This window comes from Phocaeicola sp. RTP21359st1_B8_RTP21360_211022, assembly GCF_040911965.1.
Lineage (GTDB): Bacteria > Bacteroidota > Bacteroidia > Bacteroidales > Bacteroidaceae > Phocaeicola > Phocaeicola vulgatus.
In genome coordinates this window covers 1-18,110 of record NZ_JBDFXP010000064.1, presented here as the reverse complement: position 1 = coordinate 18,110, position 18,110 = coordinate 1, and the positions used below count along the sequence as shown (strand labels likewise).

Below are 18,110 nucleotides of genomic sequence, written 5' to 3'. Positions count from 1 at the left end.
AAGAACGATTGACAAATGCTTCAGCGGAGTCGTTCAATGCTAAAATCAAAGCTTTTCGAAGCCAGTTAAGAGGGGGGCTGATCTGAAATTCTTCATGTTCAGACTGGCTAGGCTATACGCTTAAAAGAAAGCTTACCAACCCGGAAAATCCGCTGACCCTAAAAAAGACCAAGACGTTTTTAAAAAAGTTCCTGTTCTTTTTTAAAAAGGTCGTCGTCTTTTTTGAGAGCATGAAGATATCACATATGTAAGCATAAGACTAGGTACACCGAATAGTACACCGAAAGAATGCTTTGATATGCTTGTTTTTGCCATGCACCAAAAACAAAAAATCCCCGTAAAGTATTAATTTACAGGGATTTTCTTTGTTTTGCAATTCTTTCCAGCGGAGAGACAGGGATTCGAACCCCGGGTACCTCGCGGTACAACGGTTTTCAAGACCGCCGCAATCGACCACTCTGCCACCTCTCCAAAACTTCCTTTCAGAAGTGCTTTTTGTTGAAAGCGTTGCAAAGGTACGACTTTATTTTAAATATGCAAGACTTTTGAACAAGAAAAATTAAAGGTTTTATTATATTTGCACTCTCAACCGAAAAAAAGCATATGAAACTAAAATGTCTTTTCTTACTGTTACTTTTGGGAATATCCTTTTGTGTACATGCACAAAAGCGCCCCGTCATCCTTGAGAAACAGTTGGAGATCATTAGGAAAGAACCTGATAACGGGGATGCATTAAAGTTTCTATGCCAATACTATTTAAATAAAGGAGATTATTCCAAAACCATCACTTACGCCGAGATTATGAAAAACGTAGCGGACAAGACTAAAAATCCTCTACTCCAACTCTATTCATATATCTACCAAGCACAAGCACAAATGATGAGCGGACGGGAAAAAATAGCCAAAAAAAACTTGAACCTTTCTCTTGAACTAGCAACCAAACTGAATAATGACTCCACCCTTTGTTCCGTCTATGGTAGTCTCGGACTCTACTCTGCAAATATTGAAACCGATTATTACCGTGCCATACGATGGCTTTATAAAGGTATCCAATTGGCACAACAAAATAATTTCCAACAACAATACGCTTTGCTTTTAGGCAATTTAGCAAACATCTATTACCTCAAAAAAGATACAGCCGGTATCAAATACGCATTAGAATGTTATGAATTAGGACACAGTATGCGTAATCCATACATCATTTATTCCGGTGCAGTAAATTCTGCCTATATGTATTTTTTAATGAAACAGAATGAGGAAGCAATGAAATATATACATGAAGCCGAAACATTGATGCTGGAAAATGATTTCTACGACCAAGCCCATACCTACAATCTCTTTGGCAATATATTATATGATATGGGTGAATATGCCCAGGCCTTGGAATATTACAAAAAAGCCATGAAGGACAAACAGGCGGCACAAACTTCCTCTATTGTCTATGCCCATTTGGGATATGCACGTATACTAATGCAGCAAAACAAACAACTAGAAGCTATTTTATTGTTAAAACAAGGAATAGCTATTTCTTATGCACGCGTCAACGCCATCCATCGCAATGAACTATACGAAAATCTGTCCACCTGCTATGAGCAATTGCACCAATATCATGACGCACTGAAATATTATAAAATATTCCGTTTGGAAAACGACAGTCTTTTCAACAAGGACAAAGAAAGAGATTTAAGTGAAATGCGATTCAAATACGACTCTGAGCGGCAGGAAAATTTAATAAAACAAAGCAAGCTGGATGTAATGCAGAAAGAACAGCGTATACAACAACAGACATTTATTCTTATTATCATTGTGATTGTTCTAGGATTGCTTTATTACCTCTACCACCGTAAAAACAAACTTTATTTAAGTATAGTCAAGCAAAATCAAGAAGCAATCAAAAGAGAAACGGAACTGAATCGCCGTATAAAAGAATTGGAAACCAATGCCCCCTCCATGGTTTCTACTTCCGAAAAATATGCTTCCTCCTCACTCACCGACGAGAAAAGTTTAGAACTTTTCCGTACATTAGAGCGTATTATGAGAGAAGAAAAAATTTACAAAGACAATTTTATAACAAAAGACAAAGTAGCAGAAATATTAGGAACTAACCGTACTTATCTATCACGTATCATCAATGAACAATCCAAACTATCCTTCACTCATTATGTAAACCGTTTCCGTATTGAAGAAGCTATCCGTCTATTATCCGACCCCAATAACGAAACTCCGCTGAAAGCCATTTCTACAGAGCTGGGATTTAACTCCATTTCCACCTTTTATAACCTTTTCCAATCCTCAGTGGGAATGACTCCCTCCCAATATAGGAACAAAGTTATGGAACTTCAAAAAGAGCAATAGGTTATCTTTTTGCTCTTTTTTTTATTCTGAAAACAGCAATTGCCGATATTAATATAGGTATAAAGAGGCATATCTAAGATATTATCCCTTACTTTGCGGTATGAACATTAATCCAAATTTAAATAATACGTAATGAAAAAGAAGTTTTTTTTAAGTTGCCTCTTAATCGTTATGGCATTGCTTCCGGCAGTTGCCCAGATTCAAGATCCGGTACAATTCAAAACCGAGTTAAAGACGATTTCCGATACGGAAGCACAAATAGTATTCACTGGTAAGATTGATGCCGGATGGCACGTTTATTCCACTGATCTTCCTTCGGGAGGTCCTATCTCCGCTACTTTCAACGTAGACAAGATAGAAGGAGTAGAATTAGTAGGAAAGCTCACTCCACAAGGTAAAGAAATTGAAAACTTCGACAAGGTGTTTGAAATGAAATTACGTTACTTTGAGAACACTGCCATTTTCATTCAGAAACTAAAAATAACGGGCGCTACCTATATGATAGAAGGTTATATGGAATTCGGTGCCTGCAACGATGAAAACTGTCTGCCTCCTACTGAAGTTTCTTTCTCTTTCTCCGGAAAAGGAGTTGCCGCTGCCACTACAAGCAAGACTACTGAACCCGCAAAAACAGAAACAGCCATAACGGAAGTTCCTGTAGCGGAAACAGCTACTGCAACTACCGCAACAGATAGTGCTACAACTGCCGCCCTGATCGGCAATGACACTGCTGTCCAAGATTATTGGACTCCGGTTATCCAAGAGTTGAACGCATTTGGCGAAACGACATCACAACAAGACCGTTCATGGATTTACATCTTCTTTGCCGGGTTTATCGGTGGATTACTTGCCTTATTTACGCCCTGTGTATGGCCTATCATCCCAATGACGGTAAGTTTCTTTTTAAAACGTAGCAAAGACAAAAAGAAAGGAATCCGTGATGCATGGACATATGGTGCTTCTATCGTAGTGATCTATGTATTATTAGGTCTTGCCATAACCTTGATATTCGGTGCCAGTGCCTTGAATGCACTTTCCACAAATGCTATTTTTAACATATTCTTCTGCTTGATGCTAATTGTGTTTGCAGCCTCTTTCTTTGGAGCATTCGAACTTACTCTTCCTTCAAAATGGAGCAATGCAGTAGACAGTAAAGCGGAACAGACCAGTGGTTTGTTAAGTATCTTCCTGATGGCATTCACCCTATCTTTGGTTTCATTCTCATGCACAGGTCCTATCATCGGCTTTTTGTTGGTAGAAGTTTCCACTACAGGTAGTGTAGTTGCCCCTGCTATCGGCATGTTAGGTTTTGCTCTTGCATTAGCGTTGCCATTCACACTGTTTGCCATGTTCCCGTCTTGGCTGAAATCCATGCCTAAATCCGGTGGTTGGATGAATGTAATTAAAGTAGTATTAGGTTTCCTTGAGCTCGCATTTGCTTTGAAATTCCTGTCGGTTGCTGACTTGGCTTATGGATGGGGAATTCTAGACCGTGAAACATTCCTTGCTTTGTGGATTGTGATTTTCGCTTTGCTAGGCTTCTATTTGCTGGGTAAGATCAAATTCCCTCACGATGATGATGATGATAAAGTAGGTGTTGCCCGTTTTTTTATGGCTCTTATCTCACTTGCATTTGCTGTATATATGGTACCGGGCTTATGGGGTGCTCCTTTGAAAGCTGTCAGCGCATTTGCTCCTCCCATGAATACACAAGACTTCAACTTATACACCAATGAAGTACATGCGCAGTTTGATGACTACGATGCCGGTATGGAATATGCAAAACGTACCGGAAAACCGGTAATGCTTGACTTTACAGGTTACGGATGTGTAAATTGCCGTAAAATGGAAGCTGCTGTATGGACTGATCCGAAAGTAAACAAGTTGATGACTGAGGACTATGTACTGATTACATTGTTCGTTGATAACAAAACTCCATTGCCCGAACACATCAAAGTGATGGAGAACGGTAAGGAACGTACACTACGCACGATCGGTGATAAATGGAGTTACCTGCAACGCTCTAAATTCGGTGCCAATGCACAACCTTTCTATGTATTGATTGACAATGAGGGAAAACCATTGAATAAATCATATTCATATGATGAGGATATAGACAAATATGTTGATTTCCTCCAGACCGGATTACAAAACTATAAAAAATAACCAAAGTGTGTCAAAAGTCGAAGGAGTGTCAAAACTAAATAAACCTATCATTTTATTCATTCAGAATATTCTTTAATGAAAAATATTCTGAAAATCAACAAAAAGGAAAAGACAAACGAAACGATAGTTTTATTCGAGTTTTGACACACTTTCAAAAAGATTTTTGCAAGACCCCTTAATAATTATCTACTATGATCGCCAAACCAGAAAGAGAGCAAATCATTGCCCTTATAAATCGCGAGGTCGTTCCGGCTATCGGGTGCACAGAACCCATAGCCGTAGCCCTTTGTGTAGCAAAAGCAACAGAAACACTAGGTAAAAGACCTGAAAGGATTAAAGCTTTACTCAGCGCCAATATTCTTAAGAACGCCATGGGAGTAGGCATCCCGGGAACAGGAATGATTGGGCTACCTATCGCTATCGCCTTAGGGGCATTAATCGGAAAATCCGAATATCAATTGGAAGTCTTAAAAGACAGCACTCCTGACGCCGTAGCAGAGGGTAAAAAACTAATTGACTCACAAGCTATCTCTATCGGGCTGAAAGAGAATATAGAAGAAAAGTTATATATCGAAATTATCTGTGAAGCTGATGGTGATACAGCGACGGCCATTATTGCTTGCGGGCATACCAATTTTATATATGTGGCCCTAAACAACCAAGTTTTACTAAACAAACAAACTACCTCCACCTGCAATGAGGATGCAAAAGAGCCGGAGTTGAACTTGCGGAAAGTGTACGATTTTGCCACCACCACACCATTGGATGAAATTCGTTTTATTCTTGAGACCAAACGTTTGAATAAAGCAGCGGCAGAACGTTCTTTCAAAGGAAACTACGGTCACGAATTAGGCAAGATTCTGAAAAGCAGCAAAAGCGAAGAACAAATATTGGGAAGTAATACATTTACCCACATCCTTTCTTATACCTCGGCAGCTTGCGATGCACGTATGGCGGGAGCTATGATTCCTGTCATGAGCAATTCAGGAAGTGGGAACCAAGGAATTACAGCTACTTTACCGGTAGTAGTCTATGCCGAAGATAACCATAAATCAGAAGAAGAATTGATCCGCGCACTGACACTTAGCCACCTGACAGCGATTTACATCAAACAAAGCTTGGGACGTCTGTCTGCACTATGCGGCTGTGTAGTGGCTGCAACAGGTTCCAGCTGTGGTATCACTTATTTGATGGGAGGCACTTACGAGCAAATCACTTTTGCCGTACAGAATATGATCGCTAACCTGACAGGTATGATTTGTGACGGAGCCAAGCCCAGTTGTGCTCTGAAATTAAGCAGCGGTGTTTCTACTGCTGTATTTTCAGCTATATTAGCGATGGAACATAAATGTGTATCTTCTGTAGAAGGTATCATTGACAATGATGTGGACCGCAGCATCCGCAACCTGACCAGAATTGGTTCACAAGGCATGAATGAAACCGATAAACTAGTATTGGATATTATGACCCACAAACAATGTGATTAAATATATATAAAGATAAGAGAGTTAAAAACGAATCAGACACGGCATTTTATACAATCCGTGTCTGATTTTATTTCTCACTCCACCAACATGTCTTTATATTGGGTATGCCGGGTAAAAAACATTTTTGCAAAAGAACAAGTAGGACGTATTTTAAGCCCTACAACCGAAGCATATCTCACAGCGGCCTCGGTCAAAGCCTGAGCTATTCCCTGCCCTTCCAACTGTGGGGGAACTATGGTATGAAGGATATCCAAAACTCCGTTCTTTTCATCATATTGCAAATAGGCGATTTGTCCCGATTCAAATACTTCGAAACGGTCTACTTTCTCGTCATGTATAACTGTATGTTCCATTCTATATTGGTTTTAATGTATGACTATTACTAATAAAAACAATAATAAAATGGAATTGTTTTTACTCATAGATGAAATCTGTTACAGAACGTATGTCTGTTGACGAAACTCCGATACACACTTTAAATGACACTATAAAATATTGAGAACTATCTGCCTTGTCTATATTGAAAAGCCGAAGGTAGTATACCAAATTCTTCCTTAAAATACCGACTGAAATATTTCGGATTATTAAAGCCCACCTGATAGGCTATTTCCGAAATATTCTGTTGACTTCCACGGAGTAATTGGGCAGCCCGCTGTAAACGAATTATACGAATAAACTCGATAGGAGTCTTACCGGTAATAGCCAATAACTTTTTATATAAATGAACGCGGCTCATCCCTAATTCCTTGCTTAACTCTTCTACAGACAAATCACTGCGTGCAATATTGTCTTCTACATATTTCACAGCATGATTTATCAGTTTTTCATCCATCGAAGTTATGGCAGTCCCACTAGGTTTGAAATCAATATAAGCATGATTCCAAACCGTTTTCAACTTCTGTTCACTTTTTTCTTCAGGAACAGCAGTCACCATTTCCGGCAACTCCTCCGGTGGAATAATATGAGTTATCATCTCATTATCCTCACCCTCAATCAATTGAATCACCGTTGCTCTTTGTGGAGCAACGGCTGAGATTGTTTCTATGTTTTTTTCTTCTGCAATTTCTTCCGTATTACCAGATTCTAATCTTCGGATATCCTCCTCCAGTCCTTCTATTGTTATTATATGGTTTGGTTCTTCTTCCGATTCCTCCCCGGCATTAGACGCCATATAAAACTCCGGAATCTGAAGTGTGGAAATGTCTTCTACCGGCTTATCTGTAACTTGCACCTGTTCTATCTTCGTCGGTTTACTCTCGGAACGCTTTACCGGGATATGGATAACAAAAACACAACCGACAGGAGTATTATCCATTACGTTCACCGTGCCATCGTGAAGTGTGACAAAATCACGTACAATACTCAGACCACCTCCGCCATCTGAGATATTCATATCCGGATTATCCACTTGATAAAAACGTTCGAAAATGCGTTCTCTGTTTTCTTCTTTAATGCCGACACCTGTATCAGCCACTCTGATTTCCAGCATTTCCCGAGAATCCTGTCCTTCTACTAAACCGACAGACACATCAACTCGTCCACCATTGCAAGTAAATTTTAAAGCATTGGAAAGCAGATTCATCATCACTTCCCTCATTTTATCCCCATCAAACAACATATTCAACGAAGGAACTGCTGAATGAAAAATGAGAGAAATATCTTTCTTTTCAGACAAAGAGATAAAAGAATCACAAATCGTATGAATACAAGAGATGATATCATCATCAGACAGACTTAAATAATATCCATTCACATCAATTTTCCTAAAATCCAACAACTGATTTACAAGATTCAACAACCTTAATGCATTGCGTTGCACTATATTCAATTTATCCATCAGAGCAGCATCCGATTGATATTCCTTCATCAGCGTTTCCAACGGTGAGATAATAAGAGTGAGCGGAGTACGTAATTCGTGGCCGACATGAGTGAAGAACTTCAATTTCATATCTGCCTTCTCCTGATTCCTCTCTATTTCTTGCTTTATTTGCTGTTTTTTAAATTTATCCCGTTCTCCACGCAGAATCCAATAGCGTCCCAATATCAATACAGCAACCAACAAAAGGCTATAAACAACATATGCCCAAACGGAACGCCAAAAAGGAGGATAGATAACAATTTTCAATGAAGCTTCTTCATCTCCACCATATCCGTCACTGTTGACTGCTTTCACCTTCAGCATATAAGTTCCGGGAGCTAGATTAGTATAAGTCACTTTGCCAAAGGCAGTAGTCATCCAACCCTCATTGAAACCTTCCAGTTTATAAGCATACTCCGTTTTTTCCGGCAAAATATAGTTATCAGAAGCAAATTGTACACTGAACATATTCTGTTCATAACTCAATTTTATCTGATCTACCTTGTTCAACGCCTTATCCAAAATCACCCTGCCTTCATATTCCTCACCCACCCCTACTTCTTCATTGAACAAGAACAAACGGGTAAACATCACGCTGGGACGTTTTTTATTGTATTTTATATCATCCGGACGGAAGCGGTTAATACCATACAGCCCTCCCATAAGAATTTCTCCAGAAGACATTTTTTTAATGGAACGCAGGTTGAACCCACTATTTTGCAAACCATTTTTGTCATCATAAACACAACTATGAAAAATATAGCGCCCTGTTTTTAAATCTACTGCCGGTATGACATTAGTTATTCCACGTGCTGTAGTCACCCATATATTTTCATTACCATCTTCTACTATTCCAGAAATGATAGGGCTGGAAACTCCTTGCTCCACTCCTAATATAATCAGTTCATCTGTTTTGGGATTATAAACATTCAGCCCCTCACATGTACCAATCCATATCAATCCACGGCTATCCTCATACACCTGACTTATATTCTGATCTGAAAAATATTCCTTACCAGATTTAGTACCTTCCAGATTAACCACTTTTTTAGTTTCAATATCCAATTCCGAAAGTCCCTGAGCGGTACCAATCCACAAAGAGCCCTCTTTTCCCATACACAAAGAGGAAACATAATCGGATATCAAGCCGGCCGAAGTTGTATTATAAGTGGTGAACAAACCCGTCTTGGGATTCAAACTCTGCACTCCCCCACCCAATGTACCTATCCATATAATCCCCTGCTTATCTTCAGCCAAAGCCAATACATTATTATGAGCCAAAGAATTTTGCCGTTCCGGTATGTTTTTTTTATAATGAATAATACGACCGTTATCATAACAAATCAAGCCTCCCCCAAAAGTACCAATCCAAAGTTTCCCATCACCGGCTTTCAAAATGCAAACAATAGCATCAGTAGTGAGTTTATCCGTACCTTTCTGTGGAAAAGCAGCCCGGTTGCCAGTCACGGAATTCCAATATATGATACCGACATCGTTGGTACCCAGCCACACATACCCCTCTTTGTCTTCTTCAATGCAACTAATATCTCCTATATACTCTGCACCAAATTTAAAAGCACACTCATTAAAATAGGAAATTCCTTTTTTATAAGTCCCCACCCACATAGTTTCACTGGAATCCTCGTATAGAACCATTACTGTATTATTTTGCAAACTACGTTCATCACCTGCCTTGTTCCGCAACTGCCTCACTTCCCCTGTCTTCTTATCCAATATATCAATGCCATCCTGATCTGTTCCTATCCATATACGCCCTTGCTTATCCTGTGATACAGCACGGACCATGTTATGAGACCGACGCTTGATAATATTTGTCAGCCAAGACAGCCACTTTTCCTGTTCCGGATTATAAACCCATATTCCAAGCGGACTGTACATCCATATATCATTATCACGATCTACAAACAGAGTGAAAATTCCCTGCTTGTCAGTTCCCAATTCCCCAACCAAATCATCCTGCTGCCATTTAATCTCATTTGTCCGAGTATCCAAACAAACAAGTCTTCCGGTATTATATACCAACAAGATTCCCTTGCTACATTCTACAATGTCCGTAATATCACCTTCTGGCAACTGATGAGTATCAAACAAAAGCGGATACAGTAATTGAGATTCCGGAATGTACAAATAACAGCCTTTTCCTTTTATATAAAACCACATATTTTTATTATGGTCTATATATACTAATGCTGGAGTTCCGTCAATACCGACTTCACATAGCCATGCATGCACCTCCCTATCAAATGTTTCTGATTCCGAGTTGTAAATGACATAACCCACACCGGTAAGAATCCATAAATTTCCTTTATAATCTTCTTGTATGCTTTTGATATAATTATCAGGTAAAGAAGCCGGATCAGCATTATTACTACGAAACAAAGTCATCTGGCACCCGTCATACCGATTTAAACCGGAAGCTGTGGCAAACCACATAAAACCTTCGGAATCTTTAAATATATCAAGGACTTGATTGTTTGACAGACCATCTTTCACCTCCAAATGTTTAAACATAAATTCACTTGCATGCATCAGACTAGAAAAGCATAATAATGTAATGATCAAACATTTTTTTCTTATTCCCATAGATTTTAAAGGCTAATTATTTTTATTCCACTGCAAATGAAGCAAAAAGCTTGATAACAGACAAACTAATATCGGCTTTTTTATCATTCGATACCCACAATATGTTTCATTTTTCCTATTTTTGCAATTGAAATGAAAGCATTAACGGATACACAATACATACGACAGCTTGTCTCGGAGGGAGAACACTGTCATCAGGATTTCAAATTCGAGATTTCGGACGCACGCAAAATAGCCCGTAGCCTTTCCGCATTCGCCAATACCGAGGGCGGCAGGCTGTTAATAGGAGTAAAGGACAATGGCAAAATAGCAGGAGTCCGCTCTGACGAAGAAATATATATGATAGAAGCAGCAGCAACCATGTATTGCAAGCCCAAAGTAGAACTGGAAACGCAGACTTACAAGGTAGAAGGAAAGACTGTATTGGAAATACGTATTAACGAAACGGTTTCTAAACCTGTATATGCCCTAGATGAAACGAATAAGCCATGGGCCTATATCCGCATCAAAGACGAAAACATACTGGCCACTCCCGTCCATCTAAAGATGTGGCAACACAGCAAGAAACCTGAAGGAGCACTTGTAACATTTACCGAAAGAGAGCAACGGTTACTGGATGTCTTGAAAGAAAAACTTTCATTAAATCAATGTTGCAAACTTTGCAGGTTAAACCACAAGACAACTTGTGAACTATTAGCAGACTTTATCCGTTTTGGTCTAGTGGAACTTGTTTTCCATGGACATAAGTTCTATTTTAAATTAAACAAGGAATAAGTAAAATGGATATACTGACCCTATTAATCAGCAGAGTGAATGATGTGCTTTGGACTTATATTTTGATCATCATGCTGTTAGGATGTGCATTTTGGTTTACTTTTAAAACAAATTTCGTACAATTCCGCATGATAAGAGAAATGATACGTCTATTAGGTGATTCTACAGGCAAGACAGAAGGTCGCGAACACCATATTTCCTCTTTTCAAGCTTTTGCCGTTTCCATAGCTAGCCGCGTAGGAACAGGCAATTTGGCAGGAGTCGCCACCGCCATTACTTTGGGTGGTCCGGGTGCAGTTTTCTGGATGTGGGTAATTGCTCTTTTGGGGGCCAGCAGCGCTTTTATTGAGTCCACATTGGCCCAATTATATAAAGTACACGGACATAATTCTTTCGTTGGCGGGCCAGCTTATTACATGAAAAAAGGATTAAAACAGCCGTGGATGGGAGTTTTGTTTGCCTTTTTGCTTATCTTTACTTTTGGATTTGCTTTTAATTCAGTACAAAGCAATACCATTTGTGCCGCTTTCGAAGAAGCATTCAATATTCCTCCCAGCCTAATGGGAGTGATACTGACCTCGCTCACATTAATTATCATCTTCGGAGGCATTCAGCGTATTGCTAAAGTAAGTAGCATTATTGTTCCTGTCATGGCATTGGGATACATCTTTTTATCCCTTTTCATCGTAATTGTAAATGCAAAGCATTTGCCAGAAGTTATTGAATTGATTATAGCGAATGCCTTTGGCTGGGAACAGGCATTAAGCGGAGGTATAGGCATGGCATTAATGCAAGGAATCAAACGTGGATTATTCAGCAATGAGGCCGGTATGGGTTCCGCACCCAATGTAGCGGCAAGTGCCGATGTTACCCATCCTGTAAAACAAGGATTAATTCAGACATTGGGAGTTTTTACCGATACACTTGTCATATGTACTTGCACTGCTTTCATCATTCTTTTCAGCGGAGTGGCCTCCACAAAAGAAGCCAATGGAATAAAACTTACTCAAATGGCACTGAATAATGAAATAGGCAACATCGGAACTATTTATGTGGCGGTGGCAATTCTGTTTTTCGCCTATAGCAGCATTTTGGGAAATTATTATTACGGTGAAGCCAATGTACGTTACATAACTCATCGGAAATGGGCTATCCCCATTTATCGTATAGCAGTGGGAGGAATGGTTATGTTTGGGGCATTGGCCAGTCTGGAACTGGCATGGAGCCTGGCCGATATGGCAATGGGATTTATGACTATCTGTAACTTGATAGCCATTACTTTACTAGGGAAATATGCATTCCGTCTATTGGAAGACTATCGAATTCAGAAACGTAACGGGGTCAAAAATCCAGTTTTCACCAAAGACAGAATGAAAGATATTGAAAATGATTTGGAATGCTGGTAACACAAAGCAATCCCCCCGGCATCAACCATTCAATAAAAATGATAAATAGTAAAACAAAAGGATTTTAATCAAAAATGTTTCAGTTTTTATCGCTATCTTTGCAGACAGGAAAACAATATAATTTAAGAACACAATGAGCATATTTTCAAAATTATTTGGTAAAAAACAGACAGAAGGAGAAGAAACAAGCCGCATAGGTGGTATGGAAGACTTCATGACACTAATCCGTGTATATTATCAGTCTGTAATGGCCTGCAACATAGGTATCACAAATATTAATTTTTTGCCAGACATGGCAGTTTTCAAACGCACCCTTAAAATACCGACCCAAAACAACAAGTTGGGAATTGCTGAGAAGTCACGCTGCAAAAAGATGTTAGTAGAACTTTATGGTCTAAGTGATGATTTCTTTAAAGAAATTGACGGTTCTATAAAAAAGAATTGCAAGAATGTAAATGATGTCAAGACTTATCTTTTTATGTTCCAAGGATTCAGCAATGACTTGATGATGCTGATAGGTAATTTGATGCAATGGAAATTCCGTATGCCCAGCGTAATGAAAAAAATGTTACGTAACATGACCGAGAAAACAATTCATGATATCATGACCAAGACCGACTGGAAAGACGAAAGCGTACACAAGACCTGTGTTGCCATCCGTAAATACAAACAAGCCTTAGGATATTCTGAAAACTGGATGACGGAATATGTGTATAACATTGTATTACTGGCTAAAAAAGAACCAAAGCCAAAAGAATAATCATTAAAGATTTTATGAAATCCTTATTAAATATAGAAGAACATCCATTAGAGCCTTTTTTACCGGTTAACGCCAAACTACTGATGTTAGGCAGTTTTCCCCCACAAAAGAAACGATGGAGCATGGAATTCTTTTATCCCAATCTGCAAAATGATATGTGGCGTATTTTTGGAATAATATTTTTCCAAAACAAAGACCACTTTCTGAATCCTGACAAAAAGGTATTTGACAAGGAACGTATTATTGATCTTTTGAACAAAAAAGGCATCGCACTTTATGATACCGCTTCAGCTGTTCGCCGTTTACAGGACAATGCCTCAGACAAATTTCTGGAAGTTGTAGAACAGACAGATATCAGTTTGCTACTGAAGCAGATTCCAATGTGCAAGGCCATTGTAACCACAGGACAAAAAGCAACGGATATTATTCGTGAACAAATAAAGGTAAAAGAACCCGTTGTAGGAACCAGTGAACCTTTCGAATTCGAAGACCGGACAATGCGATTATACAGAATGCCTTCGTCCAGCCGTGCCTACCCGTTGCCCATTGAAAAAAAATCAGCAATATACCAGGTCATGTTCAATGAGTTAGGCCTATTAAACGAATAATGAACAATATTTTTTCATAAATAGGTTTGTATATTCCAAATATTACACTACCTTTGCAGCCGCAAACACGGGAGTAGCTCAGTTGGTAGAGCACCGGTCTCCAAAACCGGGTGTCGGGAGTTCGAGCCTCTCCTCCCGTGCAAAAAAGATTATTCAATGCCACGCCATTGGATAATCTTTTTTTATATCTTCTACTTTCTTAAGGAATTTGCAAAAGTTTATGAGTTTGTAGGCTCAACCGCCACTCTGGATGTTGCAAAATGTAAGCAATCACTTCTTCTGTATTAGCACAAGAACAAGGCTGCAAAAAATAATGACTGGCAGACAAATCCAAATAAGCAGAAACATCTTGTCCCACATAAACCACTTTCACCTCATCTATACGATCTAGATTTATTTTCGCCCCTTCTTTAGGGGAACAAGTAACCCAATCTATATTTTCAGGCAGCAGACAAGTGCCGTTTGTCTCAATACAAACATACTTCCCTTCATGATGCAATGCATCAACTAACTTTTCATCAATCCACAATCCTGGCTCACCACCAGTCAGTATTACTATCTGGGTCGAATATTTTGCCACTTCCATCACAATATCCTCATCACTCATCAATGTACCTTCTTCATGCTGAGTATCGCAAAAAGGACATCTCAAATTGCATCCGGAAAAACGTACAAAAACGGCAGGTATTCCAGTATGATACCCCTCCCCCTGTAAGCTGTAAAATATTTCATTAATCCTTCTCATAGATAACGGTATTTCCTTCTGACTCGCGAACTTCAACCTTGAAACAAGTGGGAATTTGCTCACATACCCAGCGTGCAATATTTTCAGCTGTAGGATTAAAAGAAACAACCTCATTCAAATTCCGGTGATCCAAACGCCCCATCACCGTTTCCTTGATATGCGTGAAATCCACCACCATACCATCCTCGTTCAAAACCTCGGAACGACAATAAACGGTAATAATCCAATTGTGACCGTGCAAATTCTCACATTTACTTCTATACGACAGCTTCAAGCTATGGGAAGCTGAAATTTCCATTCGTTTAATTACTGTATACATAGCATTTAATTATAATAAGAAAGAACTCACACCTAATGTCACCTCGGTGCTACAGGACGCAAAGATACACCATAAAAAAGAATAATATAAAAAGGACACTGTATTTTTTTGTTTTTTGGTCTATATTTGCACCTATGAAAATACTATATACCATTGTAGGAACAACCTCACTCATACTAGGCATTATCGGCATATTTCTTCCTTTACTGCCTACCACCCCCTTTTTATTACTGACAGCCGCCATGTATTTCCGCAGTTCACCACGCTGGTATCATTGGCTCATCCAACAAAAATATTTAGGAAGCTACATCCGCAATTTCCGCGAGCATAAAGCAATACCTTTACATGCCAAAATCATTTCCGTATCATTAATATGGATTACCCTAAGCTATTGCGCCATCTGGACACTACCCTACATTTGGGCAAGAATCCTGTTTCTGATTATTGCAATCGGTACTACCTGGCACATCTTGTCCTATAAAACATTAAAACGATAGACAATCCTCAACAGACATATGTAATAGTAAAAAGATCATATTCGAACAGCACGGGAAAAACAGCTAATAAAGACGTTAAAAAAGTTTTTTAAACGACAAACGATAAATTTAGGACGAAATATTTTCGTGTTTGCTTCCAATCCTTTATATTTGTGTACAATTTTGGTATAAAATGACTGAAGAAGACAAAAAGCTATTAAATACTTTCGAGGCAAGACTGAGGCATTTTATGTATTTGCATGATGAATTGAAACATGAAAATGCACAGTTAAAGCAACTTCTCACTGAAAAAAACGAGGAGGTAAGACGATTGGAAAATAGCCGGAAAGAATTAGAAGTAAGGTATACCAATTTGAAAATGGCGAGGACAATCAGTATTCATGATAAAGACATCAATGATACAAAACAACGGTTGTCAAGGCTTGTGCGTGAGGTCGACAAATGCATCGCTTTATTAAACGAATAAAAAAAGTTGGACAATAAAACGATAGTATTATGGACGATATGATGAAGATACATCTACTGATTGACAACGAACGATACCCGATGACCATCCGTCGTGAAGATGAACAGTTATACAGGGACGCTGCCAAACAGATTGACAATAAACTAAACAAATACCGTAGTTATTACCCTGATTTCAGCCCCGCAAGGCATTGGGCAATGGCTGCGCTGGAGTTAGCTTTTGAAAATATTTCTATGAAAGACAGGAATAATACTGCACCTTATCAGGAAAAATTGAAGGAGCTGACCAAAGAGATAGAAAAACAAATCAGTAACAGAGAGTAATCGTTTAGAATTGAAGATATTCACGCACAGCTATACTGTTAAGAGAAGGGTTCTTAACAGATAGATTGTGCGTTTTTTATTTATATATAAATTAATAACAATGATAACAACGGTAATAATAGCAATTGTGTGTTTCGCTGTAGGTGGTGGACTATCATACATGCTTTTCAGATATGGCCTGAAATCTAAGTATGACATCATCATCAAAGAGGCACAGACGGAAGCTGAAGTAATTAAAAAGAACAAGCTTTTGGAAGTAAAAGAAAAATTCCTGAACAAAAAAGCTGATCTGGAAAAAGAAGTCGCCCTACGTAACCAAAAGATTCAGCAAGCCGAAAATAAATTAAAACAACGCGAACTGATGTTGAACCAAAAACAGGAAGAGGTTCAACGCAAACGTACAGAAGCGGAAGCTATCAAAGAAAATCTAGAAGCTCAAATTGTCATCATAGACAAGAAAAAGGATGAACTGGATAAATTACAAATGCAAGAACGTGAAAAACTGGAAGCTCTTTCCGGTCTTTCTGCTGAGGAGGCCAAAGAACGCCTGATTGAATCTTTGAAAGAAGAAGCGAAAACACAGGCTGCTTCCTATATTAACGACATTATGGACGACGCCAAATTAACAGCTAATAAAGAAGCTAAACGTATCGTTATCCAGTCTATCCAACGAGTAGCCACAGAAACTGCTATCGAAAACTCTGTAACCGTATTCCATATTGAATCGGACGAAATAAAGGGACGCATCATCGGCCGTGAAGGGCGTAATATCCGGGCTTTAGAAGCAGCAACCGGTGTCGAAATCGTTGTAGATGACACACCCGAGGCTATTGTACTTTCAGCGTTTGACCCTGTACGCCGCGAAATTGCCCGCTTAGCATTACACCAACTGGTTACAGATGGACGTATCCACCCGGCACGCATTGAAGAAGTGGTAGCTAAAGTACGCAAACAGGTAGAAGAAGAAATTATTGAAACCGGTAAACGTACCACTATTGATTTAGGTATTCATGGCCTGCACCCTGAATTGATCCGTATTATCGGTAAGATGAAATATCGGTCCTCATACGGTCAGAACCTTCTACAACATGCTCGTGAAACAGCCAATCTTTGCGCTGTGATGGCTTCTGAACTAGGTTTGAATCCTAAAAAAGCAAAACGTGCTGGATTACTGCATGATATAGGTAAAGTACCTGATGAAGAACCGGAATTGCCGCACGCATTGTTAGGCATGAAGATAGCCGAAAAATATAAAGAGAAACCAGACATATGTAATGCTATCGGTGCTCACCATGACGAAACTGAAATGACTAGCCTGCTGGCTCCCATCGTACAGGTATGTGATGCCATTTCAGGCGCACGTCCAGGCGCTCGCCGTGAAATCGTAGAAGCTTATATCAAGCGTTTGAACGATCTAGAACAATTAGCCATGTCTTATCCAGGGGTAACAAAAACCTATGCTATCCAAGCTGGCCGCGAATTACGTGTGATTGTAGGTGCCGACAAGATTGACGACAAACAGACTGAAAGTTTATCCGGTGAAATTGCGAAAAAGATTCAAGACGAAATGACTTATCCGGGACAAGTGAAGATTACAGTCATCCGCGAAACACGTGCGGTAAGTTTCGCCAAATAAAAATCAGAAACAAAAAACTCAACTATAATGAGGCTGTCTCAAAATAGAGTTGAGATGGCCTCTTTTGTTTCATCTCCAATTGAAGTCATTTGGATTTTTCTCAAAA

Annotated in this window: 15 protein-coding genes, 2 tRNA genes and 1 pseudogene; 13 read left to right on the top strand and 5 right to left on the bottom strand. The window is 39.1% G+C overall.

Going from position 1 to position 18,110, the window contains the following annotated elements; translation table 11 throughout:
* A pseudogene (locus AB5062_RS20960) lies at positions 1–124 on the top strand (transposase); the annotation flags it as partial.
* A 262-nt stretch (positions 125–386) separates the two neighbouring features.
* Here AB5062_RS20960 and AB5062_RS20955 read toward each other — a convergent pair.
* Positions 387–471 (bottom strand) — tRNA-Ser (locus AB5062_RS20955).
* A gap of 132 nt (positions 472–603) precedes the next feature.
* Here AB5062_RS20955 and AB5062_RS20950 point away from each other — a divergent pair.
* The 3 genes from AB5062_RS20950 to AB5062_RS20940 all read left to right on the top strand — a co-directional run bounded on the left by AB5062_RS20950 (position 604) and on the right by AB5062_RS20940 (position 6,008).
* Positions 604–2,355 (top strand): AraC family transcriptional regulator, encoded by a 1,752-nt coding sequence (locus tag AB5062_RS20950; RefSeq protein WP_016269984.1) that lies wholly within the window; start codon positions 604–606, stop codon positions 2,353–2,355.
* Between the two features lie 132 nt (positions 2,356–2,487).
* A complete protein-coding gene (locus tag AB5062_RS20945; RefSeq protein ID WP_005848813.1) occupies positions 2,488–4,521 on the top strand; it encodes a cytochrome c biogenesis protein CcdA in 2,034 nt (677 codons plus the stop codon).
* A gap of 191 nt (positions 4,522–4,712) precedes the next feature.
* Positions 4,713–6,008 carry a serine dehydratase subunit alpha family protein gene (locus tag AB5062_RS20940; RefSeq protein WP_005839040.1) on the top strand — a complete coding sequence of 432 codons (1,296 nt, stop codon included), beginning with the start codon at positions 4,713–4,715 and terminating at the stop codon, positions 6,006–6,008.
* A 74-nt stretch (positions 6,009–6,082) separates the two neighbouring features.
* Here AB5062_RS20940 and AB5062_RS20935 read toward each other — a convergent pair whose 3' ends face one another.
* On the bottom strand, positions 6,083–6,361 hold the full coding sequence (locus AB5062_RS20935; protein ID WP_005839036.1) for a GNAT family N-acetyltransferase: 279 nt from the start codon (positions 6,359–6,361) through the stop codon (positions 6,083–6,085).
* A gap of 149 nt (positions 6,362–6,510) precedes the next feature.
* Positions 6,511–10,470, bottom strand: coding sequence for a two-component regulator propeller domain-containing protein (locus AB5062_RS20930; RefSeq protein WP_032952558.1), 3,960 nt, complete (start codon positions 10,468–10,470; stop codon positions 6,511–6,513).
* Between the two features lie 132 nt (positions 10,471–10,602).
* Between AB5062_RS20930 and AB5062_RS20925 the strand changes: the two genes are divergently transcribed.
* The 5 genes from AB5062_RS20925 to AB5062_RS20905 all read left to right on the top strand — a co-directional run bounded on the left by AB5062_RS20925 (position 10,603) and on the right by AB5062_RS20905 (position 14,158).
* Positions 10,603–11,244, top strand: a complete 642-nt coding sequence (locus AB5062_RS20925) for a helix-turn-helix domain-containing protein (RefSeq protein ID WP_032952560.1) — start codon at positions 10,603–10,605, stop codon at positions 11,242–11,244.
* A gap of 5 nt (positions 11,245–11,249) precedes the next feature.
* Positions 11,250–12,650, top strand: a complete 1,401-nt coding sequence (locus AB5062_RS20920) for a sodium:alanine symporter family protein (RefSeq protein ID WP_005848816.1) — start codon at positions 11,250–11,252, stop codon at positions 12,648–12,650.
* Between the two features lie 133 nt (positions 12,651–12,783).
* A complete protein-coding gene (locus AB5062_RS20915; protein ID WP_005839026.1) occupies positions 12,784–13,410 on the top strand; it encodes a hypothetical protein in 627 nt (208 codons plus the stop codon).
* Positions 13,411–13,424: 14 nt separating this feature from the next.
* Positions 13,425–14,018 (top strand): uracil-DNA glycosylase family protein, encoded by a 594-nt coding sequence (locus tag AB5062_RS20910; protein WP_032952561.1) that lies wholly within the window; start codon positions 13,425–13,427, stop codon positions 14,016–14,018.
* Positions 14,019–14,085: 67 nt separating this feature from the next.
* Positions 14,086–14,158 (top strand) — tRNA-Trp (locus AB5062_RS20905).
* A 59-nt stretch (positions 14,159–14,217) separates the two neighbouring features.
* Here the strand turns inward: AB5062_RS20905 and AB5062_RS20900 are convergent.
* Together AB5062_RS20900 and queD are read right to left on the bottom strand one after the other, a co-directional pair.
* The gene (locus AB5062_RS20900) at positions 14,218–14,763 is read right to left on the bottom strand and encodes a radical SAM protein (RefSeq protein ID WP_016269981.1); all 546 of its coding nucleotides are present in this window, start codon (positions 14,761–14,763) and stop codon (positions 14,218–14,220) included.
* Complete coding sequence (queD, locus tag AB5062_RS20895; RefSeq protein WP_005839017.1) at positions 14,750–15,082, bottom strand: 6-carboxytetrahydropterin synthase QueD; 333 nt, start codon at positions 15,080–15,082, stop codon at positions 14,750–14,752. Before queD ends, AB5062_RS20900 begins: the two co-directional genes overlap by 14 nt.
* Before the next feature lie 134 nt (positions 15,083–15,216).
* On the opposite strand from queD, the gene AB5062_RS20890 reads away from it, so the two are divergent.
* From AB5062_RS20890 to rny, 4 genes are all read left to right on the top strand, one after another.
* Positions 15,217–15,579, top strand: coding sequence for a YbaN family protein (locus AB5062_RS20890; RefSeq protein WP_005839013.1), 363 nt, complete (start codon positions 15,217–15,219; stop codon positions 15,577–15,579).
* A 172-nt stretch (positions 15,580–15,751) separates the two neighbouring features.
* Positions 15,752–16,045, top strand: a complete 294-nt coding sequence (locus AB5062_RS20885) for a hypothetical protein (protein ID WP_005848819.1) — start codon at positions 15,752–15,754, stop codon at positions 16,043–16,045.
* A gap of 29 nt (positions 16,046–16,074) precedes the next feature.
* Positions 16,075–16,368: a cell division protein ZapA gene (locus AB5062_RS20880; protein ID WP_005839009.1), complete on the top strand. Its 294-nt coding sequence runs from the start codon at positions 16,075–16,077 to the stop codon at positions 16,366–16,368.
* A gap of 100 nt (positions 16,369–16,468) precedes the next feature.
* A complete protein-coding gene (gene rny, locus AB5062_RS20875; protein ID WP_005848820.1) occupies positions 16,469–18,004 on the top strand; it encodes a ribonuclease Y in 1,536 nt (511 codons plus the stop codon).
* The last annotated feature ends 106 nt before the right edge of the window (positions 18,005–18,110 follow it).

Bases quoted from the DNA above. Each gene is read 5' to 3' on its own strand.
- AB5062_RS20935 (WP_005839036.1), bottom strand. From the start codon at position 6,361: ATGGAACATACAGTTATACATGACGAGAAAGTAGACCGTTTCGAAGTA.
- AB5062_RS20885 (WP_005848819.1), top strand. From the start codon at position 15,752: ATGACTGAAGAAGACAAAAAGCTATTAAATACTTTCGAGGCAAGACTG.
- AB5062_RS20930 (WP_032952558.1), bottom strand. From the start codon at position 10,470: ATGGGAATAAGAAAAAAATGTTTGATCATTACATTATTATGCTTTTCT.
- AB5062_RS20940 (WP_005839040.1), top strand. From the start codon at position 4,713: ATGATCGCCAAACCAGAAAGAGAGCAAATCATTGCCCTTATAAATCGC.
- AB5062_RS20880 (WP_005839009.1), top strand. From the start codon at position 16,075: ATGGACGATATGATGAAGATACATCTACTGATTGACAACGAACGATAC.
- AB5062_RS20925 (WP_032952560.1), top strand. From the start codon at position 10,603: ATGAAAGCATTAACGGATACACAATACATACGACAGCTTGTCTCGGAG.
- AB5062_RS20915 (WP_005839026.1), top strand. From the start codon at position 12,784: ATGAGCATATTTTCAAAATTATTTGGTAAAAAACAGACAGAAGGAGAA.
- AB5062_RS20920 (WP_005848816.1), top strand. From the start codon at position 11,250: ATGGATATACTGACCCTATTAATCAGCAGAGTGAATGATGTGCTTTGG.
- AB5062_RS20890 (WP_005839013.1), top strand. From the start codon at position 15,217: ATGAAAATACTATATACCATTGTAGGAACAACCTCACTCATACTAGGC.
- AB5062_RS20910 (WP_032952561.1), top strand. From the start codon at position 13,425: ATGAAATCCTTATTAAATATAGAAGAACATCCATTAGAGCCTTTTTTA.
- AB5062_RS20945 (WP_005848813.1), top strand. From the start codon at position 2,488: ATGAAAAAGAAGTTTTTTTTAAGTTGCCTCTTAATCGTTATGGCATTG.
- AB5062_RS20900 (WP_016269981.1), bottom strand. From the start codon at position 14,763: ATGAGAAGGATTAATGAAATATTTTACAGCTTACAGGGGGAGGGGTAT.
- queD (WP_005839017.1), bottom strand. From the start codon at position 15,082: ATGTATACAGTAATTAAACGAATGGAAATTTCAGCTTCCCATAGCTTG.
- rny (WP_005848820.1), top strand. From the start codon at position 16,469: ATGATAACAACGGTAATAATAGCAATTGTGTGTTTCGCTGTAGGTGGT.
- AB5062_RS20950 (WP_016269984.1), top strand. From the start codon at position 604: ATGAAACTAAAATGTCTTTTCTTACTGTTACTTTTGGGAATATCCTTT.